The 17,456-nt window shown below is 72.3% G+C and carries 19 protein-coding genes; 9 read left to right on the top strand and 10 right to left on the bottom strand.

The genetic code is table 11. The features are described 5' to 3' along the window. The first annotated feature begins 84 nt into the window (after positions 1-84). The gene (locus tag R2B38_RS00955) at positions 85-1,011 is read left to right on the top strand and encodes an NADP-dependent oxidoreductase (protein ID WP_318014456.1); all 927 of its coding nucleotides are present in this window, start codon (positions 85-87) and stop codon (positions 1,009-1,011) included. Then, complete coding sequence (locus tag R2B38_RS00950; protein ID WP_318014455.1) at positions 1,008-1,730, top strand: GNAT family N-acetyltransferase; 723 nt, start codon at positions 1,008-1,010, stop codon at positions 1,728-1,730. Before R2B38_RS00955 ends, R2B38_RS00950 begins: the two co-directional genes overlap by 4 nt. Before the next feature lie 22 nt (positions 1,731-1,752). On the opposite strand, the gene R2B38_RS00945 is transcribed toward R2B38_RS00950, so the two are convergent. Further along, positions 1,753-2,193, bottom strand: a complete 441-nt coding sequence (locus R2B38_RS00945) for a MarR family winged helix-turn-helix transcriptional regulator (RefSeq protein ID WP_318014454.1) — start codon at positions 2,191-2,193, stop codon at positions 1,753-1,755. Positions 2,194-2,442: 249 nt separating this feature from the next. On the opposite strand from R2B38_RS00945, the gene R2B38_RS00940 reads away from it, so the two are divergent. Further along, the gene (locus R2B38_RS00940) at positions 2,443-3,237 is read left to right on the top strand and encodes a putative protein N(5)-glutamine methyltransferase (RefSeq protein WP_318014453.1); all 795 of its coding nucleotides are present in this window, start codon (positions 2,443-2,445) and stop codon (positions 3,235-3,237) included. Between the two features lie 347 nt (positions 3,238-3,584). Here R2B38_RS00940 and R2B38_RS00935 read toward each other — a convergent pair whose 3' ends face one another. Next, the gene (locus tag R2B38_RS00935) at positions 3,585-4,307 is read right to left on the bottom strand and encodes a hypothetical protein (protein ID WP_318014452.1); all 723 of its coding nucleotides are present in this window, start codon (positions 4,305-4,307) and stop codon (positions 3,585-3,587) included. A 264-nt stretch (positions 4,308-4,571) separates the two neighbouring features. On the opposite strand from R2B38_RS00935, the gene R2B38_RS00930 reads away from it, so the two are divergent. Together R2B38_RS00930 and R2B38_RS00925 are read left to right on the top strand one after the other, a co-directional pair. Further along, positions 4,572-6,587: an NADPH-dependent 2,4-dienoyl-CoA reductase gene (locus R2B38_RS00930; RefSeq protein WP_318014451.1), complete on the top strand. Its 2,016-nt coding sequence runs from the start codon at positions 4,572-4,574 to the stop codon at positions 6,585-6,587. 41 nt (positions 6,588-6,628) lie between these two features. After that, on the top strand, positions 6,629-7,165 hold the full coding sequence (locus R2B38_RS00925; RefSeq protein WP_033278668.1) for a PadR family transcriptional regulator: 537 nt from the start codon (positions 6,629-6,631) through the stop codon (positions 7,163-7,165). Positions 7,166-7,238: 73 nt separating this feature from the next. Here the strand turns inward: R2B38_RS00925 and R2B38_RS00920 are convergent, their stop codons facing one another. The 3 genes from R2B38_RS00920 to R2B38_RS00910 form a co-directional block, all read right to left on the bottom strand. After that, entirely contained in the window at positions 7,239-7,784 is a 546-nt protein-coding gene (locus R2B38_RS00920; RefSeq protein ID WP_318014450.1) for a hypothetical protein, read from the bottom strand. A 184-nt stretch (positions 7,785-7,968) separates the two neighbouring features. Further along, entirely contained in the window at positions 7,969-8,919 is a 951-nt protein-coding gene (locus tag R2B38_RS00915; RefSeq protein WP_318014449.1) for a LysR family transcriptional regulator, read from the bottom strand. A gap of 21 nt (positions 8,920-8,940) precedes the next feature. Further along, a complete protein-coding gene (locus R2B38_RS00910) occupies positions 8,941-9,936 on the bottom strand; it encodes a fibronectin type III domain-containing protein (RefSeq protein WP_318014448.1) in 996 nt (331 codons plus the stop codon). A 408-nt stretch (positions 9,937-10,344) separates the two neighbouring features. Between R2B38_RS00910 and R2B38_RS00905 the strand changes: the two genes are divergently transcribed. Continuing rightward, the gene (locus R2B38_RS00905) at positions 10,345-11,052 is read left to right on the top strand and encodes a glycoside hydrolase family 75 protein (protein WP_318014447.1); all 708 of its coding nucleotides are present in this window, start codon (positions 10,345-10,347) and stop codon (positions 11,050-11,052) included. A 27-nt stretch (positions 11,053-11,079) separates the two neighbouring features. Here the strand turns inward: R2B38_RS00905 and R2B38_RS00900 are convergent, their stop codons facing one another. Then, positions 11,080-11,841 (bottom strand): SDR family NAD(P)-dependent oxidoreductase, encoded by a 762-nt coding sequence (locus R2B38_RS00900; RefSeq protein WP_318014446.1) that lies wholly within the window; start codon positions 11,839-11,841, stop codon positions 11,080-11,082. A 134-nt stretch (positions 11,842-11,975) separates the two neighbouring features. Here R2B38_RS00900 and R2B38_RS00895 point away from each other — a divergent pair, with 134 nt between their 5' ends. After that, complete coding sequence (locus R2B38_RS00895; RefSeq protein ID WP_318014445.1) at positions 11,976-12,620, top strand: TetR/AcrR family transcriptional regulator; 645 nt, start codon at positions 11,976-11,978, stop codon at positions 12,618-12,620. A 134-nt stretch (positions 12,621-12,754) separates the two neighbouring features. Here R2B38_RS00895 and R2B38_RS00890 read toward each other — a convergent pair whose 3' ends face one another. Beyond that, positions 12,755-13,078 carry a putative quinol monooxygenase gene (locus R2B38_RS00890; RefSeq protein WP_318014444.1) on the bottom strand — a complete coding sequence of 108 codons (324 nt, stop codon included), beginning with the start codon at positions 13,076-13,078 and terminating at the stop codon, positions 12,755-12,757. Positions 13,079-13,224: 146 nt separating this feature from the next. On the opposite strand from R2B38_RS00890, the gene R2B38_RS00885 reads away from it, so the two are divergent. Both R2B38_RS00885 and R2B38_RS00880 read left to right on the top strand, forming a co-directional pair. Further along, positions 13,225-14,058, top strand: a complete 834-nt coding sequence (locus tag R2B38_RS00885; protein ID WP_318014443.1) for a helix-turn-helix transcriptional regulator — start codon at positions 13,225-13,227, stop codon at positions 14,056-14,058. A gap of 157 nt (positions 14,059-14,215) precedes the next feature. After that, positions 14,216-14,908 carry an SDR family NAD(P)-dependent oxidoreductase gene (locus R2B38_RS00880; protein ID WP_318014442.1) on the top strand — a complete coding sequence of 231 codons (693 nt, stop codon included), beginning with the start codon at positions 14,216-14,218 and terminating at the stop codon, positions 14,906-14,908. A gap of 112 nt (positions 14,909-15,020) precedes the next feature. Here R2B38_RS00880 and R2B38_RS00875 read toward each other — a convergent pair whose 3' ends face one another. From R2B38_RS00875 to dhaK, 3 genes are read right to left on the bottom strand one after another with little or no spacing between them, the layout of a single operon-like run. Next, on the bottom strand, positions 15,021-15,431 hold the full coding sequence (locus R2B38_RS00875) for a PTS fructose transporter subunit IIA (protein ID WP_318014441.1): 411 nt from the start codon (positions 15,429-15,431) through the stop codon (positions 15,021-15,023). Continuing rightward, positions 15,424-16,038, bottom strand: coding sequence for a dihydroxyacetone kinase subunit DhaL (gene dhaL / locus R2B38_RS00870; RefSeq protein WP_318014440.1), 615 nt, complete (start codon positions 16,036-16,038; stop codon positions 15,424-15,426). Before dhaL ends, R2B38_RS00875 begins: the two co-directional genes overlap by 8 nt. A 46-nt stretch (positions 16,039-16,084) precedes the next feature. Continuing rightward, entirely contained in the window at positions 16,085-17,077 is a 993-nt protein-coding gene (gene dhaK / locus R2B38_RS00865; protein WP_318014439.1) for a dihydroxyacetone kinase subunit DhaK, read from the bottom strand. Positions 17,078-17,456: the final 379 nt, after the last annotated feature.

Here is a 17,456-nt window from a genome sequence, read left to right as displayed (position 1 = left end):
GGACAGCCGGTGGTCGTGGTGTGTGTCGTGATGGTGTGGTGACCGCCGGTGATCCGGTGACTGCGAAGGAGAGTGAGGGAACAGATGCCGAAGGCGTACGTCTTCACGCGTTACGGGGGACCCGAGACCGAGGCGTTCGTCGAGGTCGACCGGCCCGTCCCCGGCCCCGGTGAAGTCCTCGTCGCGGTGCGCGCGGCCGGGGTGAACCCGGTCGACTGGAAGCAGCGCGACGGCTACCGCCGACCCGGCGAGACCGGTTCGCGCGCGTTCCCCGCGGTCTTCGGCCAGGAGGTCTCCGGAGTCGTACGGGAGACCGGCGCCGGAGTCGACGGATTCGCCGTCGGCGACGAGGTGTTCGGCAGCACGGTCGCCGGCGGATACGCCGAGTACGCCCTGCTGCCCGCCACGGTCACCGCGCACAAGCCCACCGAGCTGTCCTTCCCGGACGCGGCCACCCTGCCCGTCGCCGCAGCGACCGCGTACGACGGGATCCGCCAGCTCGACCTGCCCGCCGGCGCGACCGTGCTGGTCACCGGCGCGGGCGGCGGTGTCGGCTCCGCGGCGCTGCAGATCGCCCGCGCGCTGGGACTGCGTGCCGTGGGCGTGGCGAGCGAGGGCAAGAAGGACTTCGTGGAGTCGCTGGGCGCGGTCCACGTCCCCTCCGGACCGGACCTGGCCGGACGGGTACGAGCCGTCGCCCCGGACGGCGTCGACGGCGCCTACGACCTCGTCGGCGGCGAGGTTCTCGCCGAGGCGGCCACCCTCCTCACCGATCCCACGAAGCTGATCACCGCCGGGGCTCCCGCCCCCGAGGTCGAGAAGCTCGGCGGCGCGCGCGTCGAACGCGCCCGCAACTCCGCCGTCCTCGACGCGCTCGCGCAGCTCGCGATCAGGGGGCAACTGGACCCGCACGTGACGCAGACCTTCCCGCTCGACCAGGCCGGCGAGGCGCTGCGCACCGTCGAGGACGGTCACGCCCGCGGCAAGATCGTGATCGAGGTCGCCGTATGAGCACGTCCGACGAACGTGTCCTCGACAACCCGGCCCGTGCCGCCCTCACCGGTCCGCACGCCCACTTCGCCGAGCGGCGCGGACGGGTGCTGCGCTACCCGGTCGACGTGACCCCGTGGCTGGCCCTGCCCGACGAGCCCGACGCCGACGACTGGGCCGACGTGGCCGCGATGTCCGGCCCGGGCGCCGAGATCCCGCTCCTCGGGTTCCGGGACCGGGTGCCGGACGACTGGGAGATCACCTTCCACATCGACGGCGTGCAGATGGTGGACGACGGGCTGGCCGCAGCACCGGATCCGGAGGCGGTCCTCCTCGGCCCGGCCGACGTCCCCGAGATGCTCGACCTGGTGGAACGGACCAAGCCCGGCCCCTTCCTGCCCCGCACGATCGAACTCGGCACCTACCTCGGCATCCGCCGCGACGGCGCCCTCGTCGCCATGGCCGGCGAACGACTCCACCCGCCAGGCTGGACCGAGATCAGCGCGGTCTGCACCGACCCCTCCGCCCGCGGCGAGGGTCTCGCGAGCCGCCTCATACTTGCCGTCGCGCACGGCATCCGCGAACGCGGCGAGACCCCGTTCCTGCACACCGGCGCGAGCAACGCGACCGCCATCAGGCTGTACGAGTCCCTGGGCTTCCGGCTGCGCCTCGACACCGCGTTCCTCGCGGCGCGGGCGCCGGAGCACCTCACGCAGACGCGGCCCGTGGGGGTGTCGTAGAACCGAAGGGGTTGGTGCCCCCTCAGCTGTCGTCCGACTCCCCGCCCGGCCACGCGTTGTAGCGCTCCAGGTAGCCGGCGAACCGGGTCAGGTCCTCCTGTGGCCAGCCCGCGAGCCGCTCCCGGAAGGCGGCCTGGCGGTTCTCGGTGACCTGGGCGAGGATGCGGCGGCCGGGGGCGGTGAGGTGCAGGACCTGGACGCGGTGGTCCTCGGGGTCGGGGCGGCGTTCGATGAGGTCGGCGCGCTCCAGGGCGGCGACCTGGCGGCTGACCGTGGACTTGTCGAGGGCGTAGTGCGCGGCGAGGTCGGTGGCGCGGCAGCCGCCCTGCTCCTCCAGGTGACTGAGCAGGGTGTACGACACCAGGGACAGCTCGGGGTGGAGGCGGCCCGCGGAGGCCCGGGCGCGCCGGGCGAAGGTCGTCATCTCACGCTGGATGGTCTCCACGGCCTGGTCCGCTCGCACTGGAATCTCCCTCGTTCACCCGGTTGTTGCAGAGTACAACTCGGGCAGGAGGTCGGCCCCTCGCGGGCCCGGTGCTTGGGGTAGTGTGGCTCCCCGGTCGCGGACGGTCGTGGCCCTGAACTCCTGGGAGGTGAGACCCATTACCGCTGTGTCAGGTCGGGTGCTCTCACCTCAGGACAGCGCGGATCACCGCCGGTAGGTGACCGCGAGAGCGCCCTTCGGTTGCCTCCCGAAAGGCCCTCGGCTTTCATGCGCCCTCTTTCCCCCGCCTCCGTCGTCGCCGCGCTCCGTGCCGCGGGCTGTGTCTTCGCCGAGGACGAGGCGCGACTGATCCTCTCCGCCGCGCGCACCCCGGACGAACTCACCGCCATGGTGGACCGCCGGGTCACCGGCCTGCCCCTCGAACACGTCGTCGGCTGGGCCGAGTTCAGAGGTCTGCGGATAGCCGTGGAGCCCGGTGTGTTCGTGCCCCGCCGCCGTACCGAGTTCCTTGTCGAGCAGGCCCTCGCGCACGCCCCGGACGCGTCCGTCGTCGTGGACCTGTGCTGCGGTTCGGGCGCGGTCGGCGCGGCGCTGGCCGCGGCCCTCGGCGGGGTCGAACTGCACGCCGCCGACATCGACCCCGCCGCCACGCGCTGCGCCCGCCGAAATATCGCGCCCTACGGCGGTCACGTCCACACGGGCGACCTGTTCGCGGCGCTCCCCGACATGTTGCGCGGCCGCGTCGACATCCTCGCGGCCAACGTGCCGTACGTCCCCACGGGCGAGGTCGGTCTGCTACCCGCCGAGGCCCGCGACCACGAACCCCTGGTCGCCCTCGACGGCGGCACCGACGGCCTCGACATACTCCGCGAGGTCACCACCGGCGCCCCCGACTGGCTCGCCCCCGCCGGCTGCCTCCTCGTCGAGACGAGCGAGCGCCAACTCCCGGCGGCGGTCGAGGCGTTCACACGCGCCGGGCTGGAGACGCGGTCGGCGTACTCGGAGGAGTTGTACGCGAATGTTGTGATCGGGGTGAGGGTGACGGGGGTGGGCGGGGCGTAGCGCGGGGGTGTGGGAGGGGCGGCTGGGTGCGGGGTTCGGGGCGCTGTCGGGCGGGTTGGGGGAAGTGCTCGGATCCCTGCGGTCGATGGTGCCTGTGAGGGGCTGGTCGGCGGCGGCTTGGGTGTAGGCGTGCCGGAGGGGAGGGGGTGCCGGTGAGGTCGTAGCGCCGCTGCCGGACGGGCTGGGTGTGGTGCTTGGGGTGTGGTCACCGTGACCTCAGGGGGCCGAGGTCGCGAATGCTCGGCCCGTCTTGTCCCTCACTCAGGTCGGGCAGTCGAAGGTGTTCGTGAAGGTGCGGCTGGCGGTGTGGGTGTGAGCGCGAGTGCGAGTGCGAGTGCGAGTGCGAGTCAGGTCGTGGCGCCGCTGCCCGACGGGCTCGGCATGGCGCCTGGGGTGTGGTCGCCGCGTCCCCATGGGCCGGGGCCTCGGCCGGCGGGGCCGCCGCGTTCGTCGCCCGGGCCCTTGCGGTCGAAGGTGCCTGTGAAGGCTCGGTCGGCCGTGCGGGTGCCGGTGTCGGAGCGGGTGCCCGTCAGGGAGGCCGTGTCGCCCTTCTTGAGGGCGTCGGCGCCCTGGGGCGTGACGCCGGAGCCCACGGTCCAGGTCCATGACGTGCCGTCGTCGCTCTTGACGGTGACCTGGTCGCCGTCGACCTTCGTGACCGTGCCGCGCTGCCAGATCCGTACGACCCACTTGCCGGTGGTGTTGTCCTTGACCGTCGCCTCGCCGTGCACGGCCGCGCCGCCGAGGCCGAAGCCGCCACCGTGCCGGAAGCCGGGACCGCCGGGCGATGGTGTCCCCGACGGGGAACCGGCCGCAGCCGGTACGGCGGCGCTGCCCGAACCACCCGAGGTCGCCGCGTAGGCGACGGTCCCGCCGAGCGCCAGGACGCCCACGGTGGCCACGGCGATCACCGCCCGGGACCGCCGCGACCGCTGTCGCCACAACCGGTCGAGACCGCCGTCGCGTTCAGCTCCGCCGGGGCCCGCCAGTACCTCCCACTCTGGTGCGTGGTCGGGCATCGGAGGTACGGCCGCGCTGTCGCCGGCTTCGTGCTCAGGATCGTGCGTCACGGCTCGCTCCCTAGGCCACGCGCGCGGCATCCCACCGGCACGCCTGTCTGTGATTCTCCGGGGCGGGCGATAAAGAAGCGGTAATAAATCCCTGTGAATCGGGAGCCGATGGCCCCCATCGCCCATCCCTTGGCTCATCCCTCGGCCCATCCCGTGATCCAGCCCATGGCTCAGCTCATGACCCGACCCCGATTGTGCAACTAGTTGCATAAAGGCCTCTCCGTCCTCTACAAAAGAGGCACGACACCGCGCACGGAGGCCTCGATGAGCCGTTACCCGCACCTGCTGAACCCGCTCGACCTGGGCTTCACCACACTGCCCAACCGCGTCCTCATGGGCTCGATGCACATAGGCCTGGAGGAAGCCGAGCGCGGTTTCGAGCGCATGGCGGAGTTCTACGCGGCACGCGCGCGTGGCGGGGTCGGCCTGATCGTCACCGGTGGCATCGCGCCGAACGAGGCCGGCCGGCCCTACGAGGGCGGCGCCAAGCTCACCACCGACGCCGAGGCCGCGCAGCACGCGGAGATCACCGCCGCCGTGCACCGCGAGGGCGGCCGGATCGCGATGCAGATCCTGCACTTCGGGCGGTACGCCTACCACCAGGACCTCGTCGCGCCGAGCGCCGTCCAGGCGCCGATCAGCCCCTTCCCGCCCCGCGCGCTCACCGACGCCGAGGTCGAGCAGACCGTCGAGGACTACGCCCGCGCGGCCCGCCTCGCCCGGCAGGCCGGGTACGACGGCGTCGAGATCATGGGCTCCGAGGGCTACCTCATCAACGAGTTCATCGCCGCGCAGACCAACCACCGCGACGACCGCTGGGGCGGCTCGTACGAGAACCGGACGCGCTTCCCCGTCGAGATCGTGCGCCGGGTGCGCGAGGCGGTCGGCGAGGACTTCATCATCATTTACCGGCTGTCGATGCTGGACCTCGTGCCGGGCGGCTCCACGCTCGACGAAGTCATCAGGCTGGCCAAGGCGGTTGAGGCCGCCGGGGCGACCATCATCAACACCGGCATCGGCTGGCACGAGGCCCGCATCCCGACCATCGCGACCTCGGTACCGCGCGGTGCGTACACCTGGGTGACGAAGAAGCTGATGGGTGCCGTCTCCATCCCCCTCGTCACCACCAACCGCATCAACACCCCTGAACTGGCAGAGCAGTTGCTCGCCGACGGGTGCGCCGACATGGTGTCGATGGCCCGCCCGATGCTCGCCGACCCGGACTTCGTGGCCAAGGCCGCGGCGGATCGCTCCGACGCCATCAACACCTGCATCGGCTGCAACCAGGCCTGCCTCGACCACACCTTCAGCGGCAAGATCACCTCCTGCCTGGTCAACCCGCGCGCCTGCCACGAGACCGAACTCGTCCTCGCGCCAACGCGGTTGCGCAAACGCGTCGCGGTGGTGGGCGCGGGTCCGGCCGGTCTGGCGTGCGCGGTCTCGGCCGCCGAACGCGGTCACGAGGTGACGTTGTACGACGCCGCGAGTGAGATCGGCGGACAGCTCAACGTCGCCCGACAGGTCCCGGGCAAGCAGGAGTTCGACGAGACGCTGCGCTACTTCCGCACGCGGCTCGACGAGCACGAGGTCGACGTACGCCTCAACACGCCTGTTGCGGCAGGGGACTTGGGCGCCTACGACGAGGTCGTCGTCGCCACCGGCGTCAGCCCCCGCACCCCTGACATCCCCGGCGTCGACCACCCCAGCGTCGTCGGCTACCTCGACGTCCTGCGCGACCGCGTCCCCGTCGGCGACCGCGTCGCGATCCTCGGCGCGGGCGGCATCGGCTTCGACGTCGCCGAGTTCCTCACGGACGGCGGCGACAAGGCGAGCGAGGACCCGGCGACGTACTTCCGCGCCTGGGGCGTCGACATGGACTACGCGGCCCCCGGCGGCCTCACCGCACCCGAGCGCCCCGCCCCGCCCCGCAGCGTCCACCTCCTCCAGCGCAAGGCGACCAAGGTCGGCGCCGGCCTCGGCAAGACCACGGGCTGGATCCACCGCACCGAACTCAAGCACCGGGGCGTCACCATGGTCCCGGGCGTCCAGTACGACCTGATCGACGACGCCGGACTGCACGTCACCGTCGACGGCCGCTCCACCGTCCTGGAGGTCGACACGGTCGTCCTGTGCACGGGCCAGGACCCGCGCCGCGACCTGTACGACGAGTTGACCGCCGCCGGCCGCAGCGTGCACCTCATCGGCGGTGCCGACGTGGCCGCCGAACTCGACGCCAAGCGCGCCATCAAGCAGGGCACCGAGGTCGCGGCCGCCCTCTGAGACACGGCCGCAGGCCCGAGGCCCGTCCCTAGGATGACCCCATGTCACTCCCGCACGCGATCCTCACCGCCCTTCTGGAGAAGCCGTCCTCGGGTCTCGAACTGACCCGGCGCTTCGACCGGTCGATCGGTTACTTCTGGTCGGCGACGCACCAGCAGATCTATCGCGAGCTGGGAAAACTGGAGGCCGAGGGCCAGATCCGGGCGCTCGCGTCCGAGCAGCCGGCCCGCGGCCAGAAGAAGCGCTACGAGGTCCTGCCCGCGGGGCGCGCCGAACTGGCCCGCTGGACCGCGTCCTCCCAGGACCCCAAGCCGCACCGCGATGTGATGCTGCTGCGGCTGCGCGCGGCGGCGGTGGTCGGCACGGACGGCATCGAGGATGACCTGCGCCGCCATCTCGCCCTGCACCAGCGGCAGTTGGCGGAGTACGAGGAGATCGAGAAGCGCGACTTCCCACCCGGCCGGGACAGTCCCCAGGACCGGCTCCAGCACCTCGTGCTGCGCGCCGGCATCGACCTGGAGACCTTCTGGACGCAGTGGCTCACGCACGCGATCGAGGAGTTCGCCGAACTGCCCTAGGACGTGCGGTAGTTGTCGTGGGACATGAGGAGGGGCCGCCCGGCGCCGGGCGGCCCCTCGTGGTGGTGGACGGTCAGAGGCGGTACGGCTTCGCGCGCCTGCGCAGGAACCAGGCCGTCGCGATGACGCCGACTCCGACCAGGCCTCCGCCCGCCGCCAGGGTGAGGGGACCGTAGTCCTTGGTGGCCCCGCCGAGGCCGCCCATGACGCCGCGCGTGGGCGAGGCCGTGGCGGAGACCGTGGGGGTCGTGGACCTGGACACGATCACGGACTGGCTGCCCGCGGGCGTGCTGGCGTTCTGGCACATGACGATGATCGTGTAGGTGCCCGGGGTGACGTTCGTCCAGGCGGTGGACTGGCTGACGGTCGTCCCCGCCAGGGTCGCCTTGCGGCCCTCGGCGAAGCTGCCCTGGCTGCTGGTGAGGAGCGAACCGGTGCCCCAGACGCCGGTGGTGCGGTTCTGGGAGCACGCGCTGGTCGTGACCGAGACCGTGGTCCCGGTCGTGCTCACGGAGATCCCCGACGCCGCGCCGGCACTGCCGGCGGTCAGGGCGAGGGGAAGAGCGGCGGCGGCTGTCACGGTCAGGCCGGAGCGGAGTAGTAGCTGAGAAGTGCGCATGGGACTGCCCTCCGGCGGCACGGTTGGCGGAACATCCCTTGCGCCGCCGGGATCGGGAAACGGCCGTGCTGCCTCCAAGGAAGCCAACGCGTCCTCGGCCCGTCCCGCATGCGGACGGGGACCGGGCAGGTGACGGATTCCTTCGTCCGGCTCAGGGGTGAGGCGTAGTCAGGGACGCGGGCGCTCACCAGGCGGGCGCCGCGCGGAGCAGTCGTTCCCGGACGAGCGTGACGTGCGGGTTGTCCGGCGAGCCGGGGCGCCGGGTGAGATACGAGGTGTTGATCGGCGGGTCCTCGGGCGCCAGCAGCGGGACCAGCGCGCCCGACGCCAGCTCGTCCAGGCACAGATAGCGGGGGAGCACGGTGATCCCGGCACCGGCCACGACCGCCGCCAGCACCCCGCGCAGATCGGGCGCCGTGATCGCGGCCTGCCCGCCGAGCCGGGTCCCGAACACGTGCCGCCAGTACCGGCGCGCGATCGGCAGATCCTCCGCGTACGACACGAGCGGGACCCCGTGCAGCGCGGCGGGCCCCTCGGCGGTAACCCGCCCGGCCCCGATGCGCTCCGCCCACGCGGGCGCGGCGACCAGCACGAACTCCTCGTCCGCCAACGGTTCCCAGGTCAGTGTCCGCCCGCGCGGCCGGGCGGTGGCGATCACCAGGTCGAAACGGCCGCCCCGCAGTCCGTCGAGCAGTTCGTCCGTCAGCCCCGGGCTGACCCGCAGCCGTACGCCCTCCCCGGTCAGCGGCGCCAGGGCGGGCAGCACGCGGGTGCACAGCAGCTCCGCCGGACCGGCGATGTGTACGGGCTCGGGGGACTGGTCCGGGCCGGGACCGGCCCGGTCCGCCACCACGGCCAGCGCGTCCAGGGGCGCCGCGACCTGCGCGGCCAACTGGTCCGCCACCGGCGTCGGTACGACACCGCGCGACCGCCGCTCGAACAGCTCCCGCCCCAACTGCGTCTCCAGCGACCGGATCTGTGTGGTCACCGTCGGCTGCGACAGCCCGAGCAGCCGCCCCGCCGCGGTGAACGAACCGGCCCGGTGCACGGCGAGAAACGTCCGGAGAAGGGAGAGGTCGAGCGGCGCGGCGGCCGGGGCGGGGTGCGGCGAGCCATTGGAATTCCCATGGACCATGAGCGGAATCCTACGGTTCGCCTATCGTGCGGTCCCGCCCGTCGTCACCGTCCGCTCCGCCGAGAACCCGCCCCACGTACCGTCCGGTAACCGCGCCCTGAGCCGCACCCGATGGCTGACTCCGGCGTCCCCGCCCGCGTAGAAGCTGTACTTCGCGTGATCGCGCGGTGCGGTCCCGCCCCAGACCAGCGAGGTGGCCGGCTGTCCGTCGAGCTGGATCTGGTACTCCGTGACGACCCCGTCCGTGCGCGGCGGCACCCAGGACAGGTCGATGTAGTACGCCCCGTCGTTGCCCCGGTGCGTGGTCGCGCGGAAGTCCGTGGGGGCGGTGCCGCTTCCGTCGTCGCCGCCCGGCGCGGTGGTGAGCGGGACGGCCGTGCTCGCGGGCGAGAGATTGTCGGCGGCGTCCCGCGCCCGCACGGTGAACGAGTAGCGCGTGCTCGGCCGCAGCCCGGTGACCACGGTCGCGGTCTGGGCTCCGCCCACACTGTGGATCTTCGCCCCGCCCTGGTAGATGTCGTACGACACCACACCCCGGTCGTCCTTCGAGCCGCCCCACGAGAGTTGGACGGCCCGGCTGCCGATGGCGCGGCCCTGCGGAGTGAGGGGGCGGGTGGGCGCCGCGTGGTCGGCCGCGACGGCGACCGGTGTCCGCGCCCGGACCGTCCGGCTGCGCGGACCCAGGCGGCCGTCGGTGTCCCGGGCCCGCACGGTGAAGGTGTACAGGGTGGCGGGCTTGAGCCTGGTGACATCCACCATGTGCTCGGAACCCGCTACTTCCTTCACTTTCGTGGTGCCCCGATATATCTCGTAGGTGCCGATGCCTGGGGTCGCCGTCACCGCGTCCCACATGACGTGCACGCTGGTCGAGCTCCCCGCCGCGGCCGTGACGCCGGCCGGGGCGCCGGGGGCGCGGCCGTCCTCCTCGGCGGTCATGCCGCAGGACGCGAGCAGCAGGAGCGCGGCGCAGATCAGGGCCGTACGAGGAAGAGCTGGGGTGGCACGGACGCGTCGCACGATTCTGCCTCCCCGGCATCACGCGGGCACCACACGACGGAAAAGGTCCGGACCAATATGACCCGGGTGGTGCGGCCGCATCAAGAGGGGCGCCGTTGCCGACCGGTTGCGAGGGTTACGTATGCTGAAGTCCGCACGGCTGAACTCGCCCCTGGGAGTGGGCAGTTCATGCCGGTGGCGCGGACCGCTGTCGTCGCTGATCCCGCGCCGGCGCGGGCGGCCGGGTGGCCGGAGCCGATACGGGCTCCGGTCCCCGGCCCCCGTCGGGAGTGACGCGAGCTCAGGGCCCCGGCCCCCGTCGGGAGTTCGGGGCGTGCACCGTCCGGCCCCCTACCGGTGGCCGCTCGATCGGACCGGTACCAGGGTGGGCTGAGTGTCCGTCAGATCCCCCAGGAGAGGGTCCCTATCGTGCGTGTCCAGTCGCTGACGCTGGCCGCGGCCGGCGCCGCCCTGCTCGCCCCGACCACGCTGCCCGCCGCCGCCCCTGTCGCGTTCGTCCGGCCTCAGGCCGGGCCCGCGGCGCTGCGCGAGGGCGACGTCCGCGCCGCCGATCTGCTGGCCAAGGTGCGTGACTGTGTGCCAGTCTCGCGCGGCCGGTACCGCAGCGACGACGGGGAGCGCGCGACGATCCCGGTCTGCGGCACCAAGGAGGCCGTCTACTGGAAGGCCGACCTGGACATCGACTGCGACGGCCAGGCCGGCGCCCGCTGCAACGCGCGCACCGACCCGCTCTTCTCCTCCATGACGGCCTATCAGCAGTCCGACGGCCGCTATCTGGACGCCGAACGGCTCCCGTACATCGTGGTTCCCGCCGCGAGCGCCCTCTGGAACCACCGGGACCACGGCGTCCGCGGTGGCTCGGTCGCCGCCGTCGTCTACCGGGACCGGGTGCAGTACGCCGTCGTAGGAGACGTCGGTCCGCACGACATCATCGGCGAGGCGTCGTACGCCACGGCCAAGGGGCTCGGTATCCGTGCCGATCCGCGCGGCGGCGGGACGGACGCCGGGGTCACCTACATCGTGTTCAAGGACTCGCAGGTGCAGCCCATCGAGGACCACGCGGCGGCCGTGGAGACGGGGCAGCGGCTGGCGCGGCTGTTCGTGGCCGCCGACTGAACCCCGCGTCCGAGCTGTCCAGGGCCGTCAGACCGCTGACCAGCCGTCGTCGACCGGCAGGATCACGCCGTTGATGTTGCTCGCCGCGTCCGAGGCGAGGAACACGATGGCGGCGGCCTGCTCCTCGGGCTGGGCCAGCCGGCCGACGTTGACGAAGTGCGGGCCGAGCGCCGCCGGACCGTGGGCGGCCCGGTCGGCCTCCACGGAGATGTTGGTCGCGGTGCCGCCCGGGGCGATGGCGTTGGCCCGGATGCCCTGCTTGCGGTACATCACCGCGAGGTTCTTGGTCAGGCCCACCACCCCGTGCTTCGAGGCCGTGTAGGCGGCGCCGGCCGCGCTGCCCCGCAGGCCCGCCTCGGAGGCGGTGTTCACGATCGCGCCCCGGCCCGCCGCGAGCATGTGCGGCAGCGCGGCCCGGGTGAGCAGGAAGGGCGCGGTCAGGTTGACCCGGATGACCCGCTCCCACTCCGCGTCCTCGACGTCCGCCAGCGCCGACATCCGGTCCATGATCCCGGCGTTGTTCACCAGTACGTCGACCCCGCCGAACCGCTCCACGGCGGTCGCGACCACCTCGTCCACGACCGCCTGCTCGCTCAGGTCGCCCGTGACCGCGACGGCGGTACCGCCCGCCTGCTCGATCTCCTTGACGACCGCCCCGGCGCCGTCCGCGTTCAGGTCGGCGGCCACGACCCTGGCGCCTTCCGCGGCGAAGGCCAGGGCGGCGGCACGGCCGATGCCCGAACCCGCTCCGGTGACGATGACGCTGCGTCCGTCGAGTCCAGTGGCCATGAGGTGCTCCTGTCCGTGGTGCGAGGGCTCTGCGCCGCCCGGGGTCCCCACACCATACGACTTAATGTCTTCGAGTGACATAAAGTCATGGTGGAGAATCCCCGGAGGTCACGACCGCAGCCGGAGGGGAACTGATGAGCGCACCCAGCGGACGCACGGGACGACCGCCTCTCACCGAGGCACGCAAGGCCGAGATCCGCCTGGAGATCGCCCGGGCCGCGGTGGAGCTGTTCGTCGCCCAGGGCGTCGCGGCGACCACCGGCGAACAGATCGGCCAGGCGGTCGGCGTCTCCGCCCGCACCGTGTGGCGTTACTTCCCGAGCAAGGAGAGCTGCGTACGCCCGCTTTTCTCGGCCGGCATCGACGTCATCGCCGCCCGCCTGCGGGAGTGGCGCCCCGGCCACCCCCTGCCGGAACTCTTCGACCCGGCCCTCGCGACCGGCCTGCTCGCCGCCACCGGCCCCGACGGCGCCACCGGCAGCGCCCTGGTCCGCCTCACCCGCACCGAACCGGGCCTGCGCGCGATCTGGCTCCAGACCTACGACGAGGCGGAACCGGCGTTCGCCCGCGCACTGGCCGACCGGGCGGGTCTACCGGCCGATGACCTGCGGCCCATGATCCAGGCGGCGATGCTCAACGCGGCGTTGCGGGCGGCGGTGGAGCGGTTCGCGTGGCGTGTGAGCGAGGCCGCGGCGGACGCGGACGCGGGGGTGGGGGAGGCCGAGGTGGCGGAGACGTTGCGCTCGGCGCTGGTGATCGCGGCGGAGGGGGTTTCGTAGGGCGACCGGCCGTAGGAATCGGGTGTGGGGGAGGGCGCGGGGCGGGCACGGGGCGTCGTGATCATGGAGTCTCCGCGGTCGGTGATCACGACCGACGGCCGTGCCCGCACTGCTCGGCACTGTGCGGGGAGGGGCTACCCCGCCGGGCGGAACGGCTGCAGGAGGCGGATCCCGTCCTCGATGCCGCCGTCCATCAGCTCCAGCAGCTGGGGCACCAGGTCCTGCATGCGGGGCGCGTGCAGGTGGCCGTCGAGGGCCTCGCGGCTCTCCCAGCGCTCGAAGATGACGAACGTGCCCGGTTCTCCCTCGACCTGGTGGGCCTCGTAGTCGATGTTGCCCGCGTCGTCGCGGGACGCGGTGACGGCGGCTGACATGAACGCCTTCATCGCGGCTTCCTTCCCGGACTTGGCCCGGGCTTCCCACAGCACGGTGACGTAGCGGTTCGACGTGGTGGTCATGCTCGCTCCTCCTGGCTCCGAACGGCACGGTCGTGCGCCGTTCACGAGTCGACACTGAGCCCCGGGGAGCGTCGGCGGGAGCTACGGGGCTTCGTGGTACAGCGCGTACCACCCAGTGCGGCGGGGTGTGCGCGAGGATGGTTCCCATGGATCAACTCGGTGCCGCGCTGCGTGCGTGGCGGGACCGGCTGGATCCCGCGACGGTGGGCTTCGCGCACGGCTCGCCCCGTCGGGTCCCGGGCCTGCGGCGCGCGGAGCTGGCGACGCTGGCCGGCATCTCCGTCGAGTACGTGGTCCGGCTGGAGCAGGGACGGGTGGCGACACCCTCGGCGCAGGTCTGCTCGGCCCTGGCGCGCGCCCTGCACCTGTCCGACGACGAGCACGCCCACCTTCTGCGCATGGCCGGGCACGCGGCGGACCCGAGCCGGGTTCCGCGGATGATCCCGGGGAGCCTGTACCGGATCGTGGACCAGCTCTCCGCCAACCCGCTGGCGATCTACGACGCCACCTGGCAGTTGCTGCACTGGAACCCGCTGTTCGCGGCCACGTTCGGCGATCCCACGGTCCGCGGGGCGGGCGACCGCAACGTCCTGGTCTGGCAGTTCCTGGGTGAGCTGCCCCGGGTCCGGCAGACGGCGGCCGAGCGGGCGGCGTTCGAGGAGTCCCTCGTCGCCGACCTGCGCGCGACGACGAGCCGGTACCCCGATGATCCCGACCTCGCGGCACTGGTGTCGAGGCTGAACCTCAGCGCACGGTTCCGCGCGTTGTGGAGCCGCCGGGCGGTGGGCGGTCACCAGAGTGCGCACAAACTCGTCCAGCACCCGGATGTCGGGGACATCGCCCTGAACTCCGACATCCTCGCCACCCAGGACACGAACCTCCGCCTCGTGGTGTACACGCCGCAGCCGGGCACCGACGCCGGCGGCAAACTCGAACTCCTCGCGGCCATCGGGGTCCAGAGGATGTCTCCGCAGGGATGACTGCCCGCGTACCCGGCGGCCTCGTCCGGTGGAGCGGGCCGCTGGGTGGTACGCGCCGTACCAGGAAGTCCCGTAGCTCCCGCCGATCCTCCCGCGAACCCAGCATGGAGTGCGTGAACAGCGCACGACCGTGCTGTCCGGACCAGGAGGAGCCGGCATGACCACCACCTTCATCACCGGGGCCAACAAGTCCCTCGGCCGGGAAACAGCCCGTCGCCTCGTCGAGGCGGGGCACACCGTCCTCCTCGGTGCCCGCGACCGTGAGCGCGGCCGGGCCGCCGCCGAGTCGCTCGGCGCCCGGTTCGTCCAGATCGACGTGACCGACGACGCCTCGGTCCGGGCCGCCGCCGCGGATGTCGCCGCCCACGAGGGAACGCTCGACGTCCTGGTCAACAACGCCGGGGTCCTCGGCAGGGTCGGCCCCGTCGAGGAGTACACCGCGGCCGACATGAGCGCCGTACTAGACGTGAACGTCGTCGGGATCGTGCGCGTCACGCACGCCTTCCTCCCGCTGCTGCGCACCTCGCCGAACCCCGTCATCGTCAACGTGTCCAGCGGGATGGGCTCCTTCGGCATGACCCAGGACCCGGCGCGGATCGAGTCGCGGTACGCCCTGCCCCTCTACTGCGCCTCGAAGGCCGCGGTCACGATGCTCACGACGCAGTACGCCAAGGAACTGAAGGACGTCAAGGTCAACGCCGCCGACCCCGGGCAGACCGCGACCGACTTCACGGGCGGCCTCGGACACAGTGTCGCCGACGGCGCGGAGTCCATCGTGACCCTTGCGACGATCGGCCCGGACGGCCCGACGGGCCAGTTCGTCGACCGCTCCGGGAACCTCCCGTGGTGAACAACCCGCCCTGAACTCGGAGTTGGTCGCCCCGGTCGGACCGACCAGCCCATGCGTGCCCATGCCTGCCGCCGAGCGTCGGCTGCTCTCCGCCTTCCGCTACGCCCCCGTCTCACACCTTCCGATAGGTGTACGCCTCCGCGGCCGCCGCCTCCACCGTGTCCAGGTCCGCTCCCGTCGAGGCCGTGACGACCGCGGCCACCGCGCCCTCGACGAACGGGGCGTCCACCAGGCGGGTGCCGGCCGGGAGTTCGTCGCCCTCGGCGAGGAGGGCCTTCACGGTGAGTACGGCGCTGCCGAGGTCGGTGAGGACGGCGACTCCGGCGCCGCGGTCGACGGAGGCGGCCGCCGCGGCGATGAGTTCGGAACTGGTGCCGAGCCCGCCGCCCTCGGTTCCCCCGGCGGCGGCGAGCGGTACCGAGGCGCCCGAGCCGGACAGCCCGCGCGCCAACTCGGCCACGGAGAGGGCGACTTCCGCGCTGTGCGACACCAGCACGATGCCCACGAGCTTCTCGTCACTCACCGGTGGCCTCCGTGGTCGCGGCTTCCTGGAGTGCGGCGATGAGCAGCGACGCGGAGGTGGCGCCCGGGTCCTGGTGCCCGATGCTCCGCTCCCCGAGGTAGCTCGCCCGGCCCTTGTGGGCCTGCAGGGGGGTGGTGGCCACGGCGCCCTCCTCGGCGGCGGCGCGCGCCGCGGCGAAGCCGTCCGGGAGCGCGTCGACCGCCGGTACGAGGGCGTCGATCATGGTCTTGTCGCCGGGCGCGGCACCTCCCAGGGTCATGACCGCCTCGACGCCCGTGCGCAGCGCGAGGGCGAACTCCTCCTCGCTCACCTCGGCGGCATCCCCGAGGGCCTTGCCGGTACGGCGCAGCAGCGTGCCGTAGAGCGGACCCGACGCGCCGCCGACCGTCGAGATGAGCGTGCGTCCGGCGAGCATGAGGACGGCGCCCGGGGTGTCCGGCGCCTCCTTCTCCAGGGTGGCCGTCACTGCGGTGAACCCGCGGTGCAGGTTCGCGCCGTGGTCGGCGTCGCCGATGGGTGAGTCGAGGTCGGTGAGCCGGTCCGCCTCGCGGGCGACGGAGGCGGCGGTCGCCGTCATCCAACGGCGGAAGAAGTCGGCGTCGAGCACGGGATCTCCTTGCGTGATGGGTGAGTTGACCGGGTGTGCCGCAGGGTCACATGCCCCAGCGCAGCCCCGGCGTCTTCACCGGCGCGTCCCACAGCCGCAGCAGTTCCTCGTCGATCTGGCACAGGGTGACCGAGGCACCCGCCATGTCGAGGGACGTGACGTAGTTGCCGACCAGTGTGCGGGCGACGGCGACGCCGCGCTCGGCGAGCACCCGGTGGACCTCGGCGTTGAAGCCGTAGAGCTCCAGGAGCGGGGTCGCGCCCATGCCGTTGACCAGGACCAGGACCGGGTTGCGCGGCGACATGTCCTCAAGGATCGCGTGGACGGAGAAGTCGGCGATCTCGCCGGAGGTCATCATCGCGCGCCGCTCGCGGCCCGGCTCGCCGTGGATACCGACGCCCAACTCCAGTTCGCCCGGCGGGAGATCGAAGGTGGGGCTGCCCTTGGCGGGGGTGGTGCAGGCGCTGAGCGCGACACCGAAACTCCGCGAGTTCTCGTTCACCTGCTTGGCGATCGCGGCGACCCGGTCCAGCGGCTGGCCCTCGGCCGCGGCGGCGCCGGCGATCTTCTCCACGAAGAGCGTCGCGCCCGTACCGCGCCGCCCCGCGGTGTAGAGACTGTCGGTGACGGCGACATCGTCATTGACCAGCACCTTGGCGGTCTGGATGCCCTCGTCCTCGGCGAGCTCGGCCGCCATGTCGAAGTTGAGCACGTCCCCGGTGTAGTTCTTCACGATGAAAAGAACCCCGGCTCCACTGTCGACAGCGGCCGCGGCCCGGACCATCTGGTCGGGCACCGGCGACGTGAACACCTCACCAGGACAGGCCGCCGACAGCATCCCCGGCCCGACGAACCCCCCGTGCAACGGCTCATGCCCCGACCCCCCACCGGAAACCAGCCCCACCTGCCCGGCCACGGGAGCGTCCCGCCGTACGATCACCCGGTTCTCGACGTCCACGGTCAACTCGGGATGGGCGGCCGCCATGCCTCGCAGCGCGTCCGTGACCACGGTTTCCGCGACGTTGATCAGCATCTTCATGGGTACCTCCTGGCAAGGCTGGCAGATGACTCTCTGACCTGCGTCTGTGCTGGTCAGATGGGTTCCGTCGGCTATCGATCTTGGCGGTCCGCGGTGGTCGGGAGCGGGTTGTGGCGGGGCTGATGCTGACCTAATGCTGACTTTGATGACGGGTCGTCAGATCTTTGGGGTTGGTCGGGCGAGGGTGGCTGTAACGCCCTCGCGACAAGTATCGACCTTGCGGCAGTGAAGGTCACGGGCTGGGATGCTCACAGACGTACCTGATTGGGGCTGCTCTGCCGACTCCGTTGTGCGGCAGGTTGCAATGACCGTCCCGAACATGCCGACGCCCTGTCCCTGGAGACAGGCCGGCAGCGGAAGCTCCGCTTCGGGGTCACGT

The sequence above is a fragment of the Streptomyces sp. N50 genome, assembly GCF_033335955.1.
GTDB lineage: Bacteria > Actinomycetota > Actinomycetes > Streptomycetales > Streptomycetaceae > Streptomyces.
Note: the sequence above shows the minus strand (reverse complement) of the source record. Positions and strands in the feature narration are given on the sequence as shown.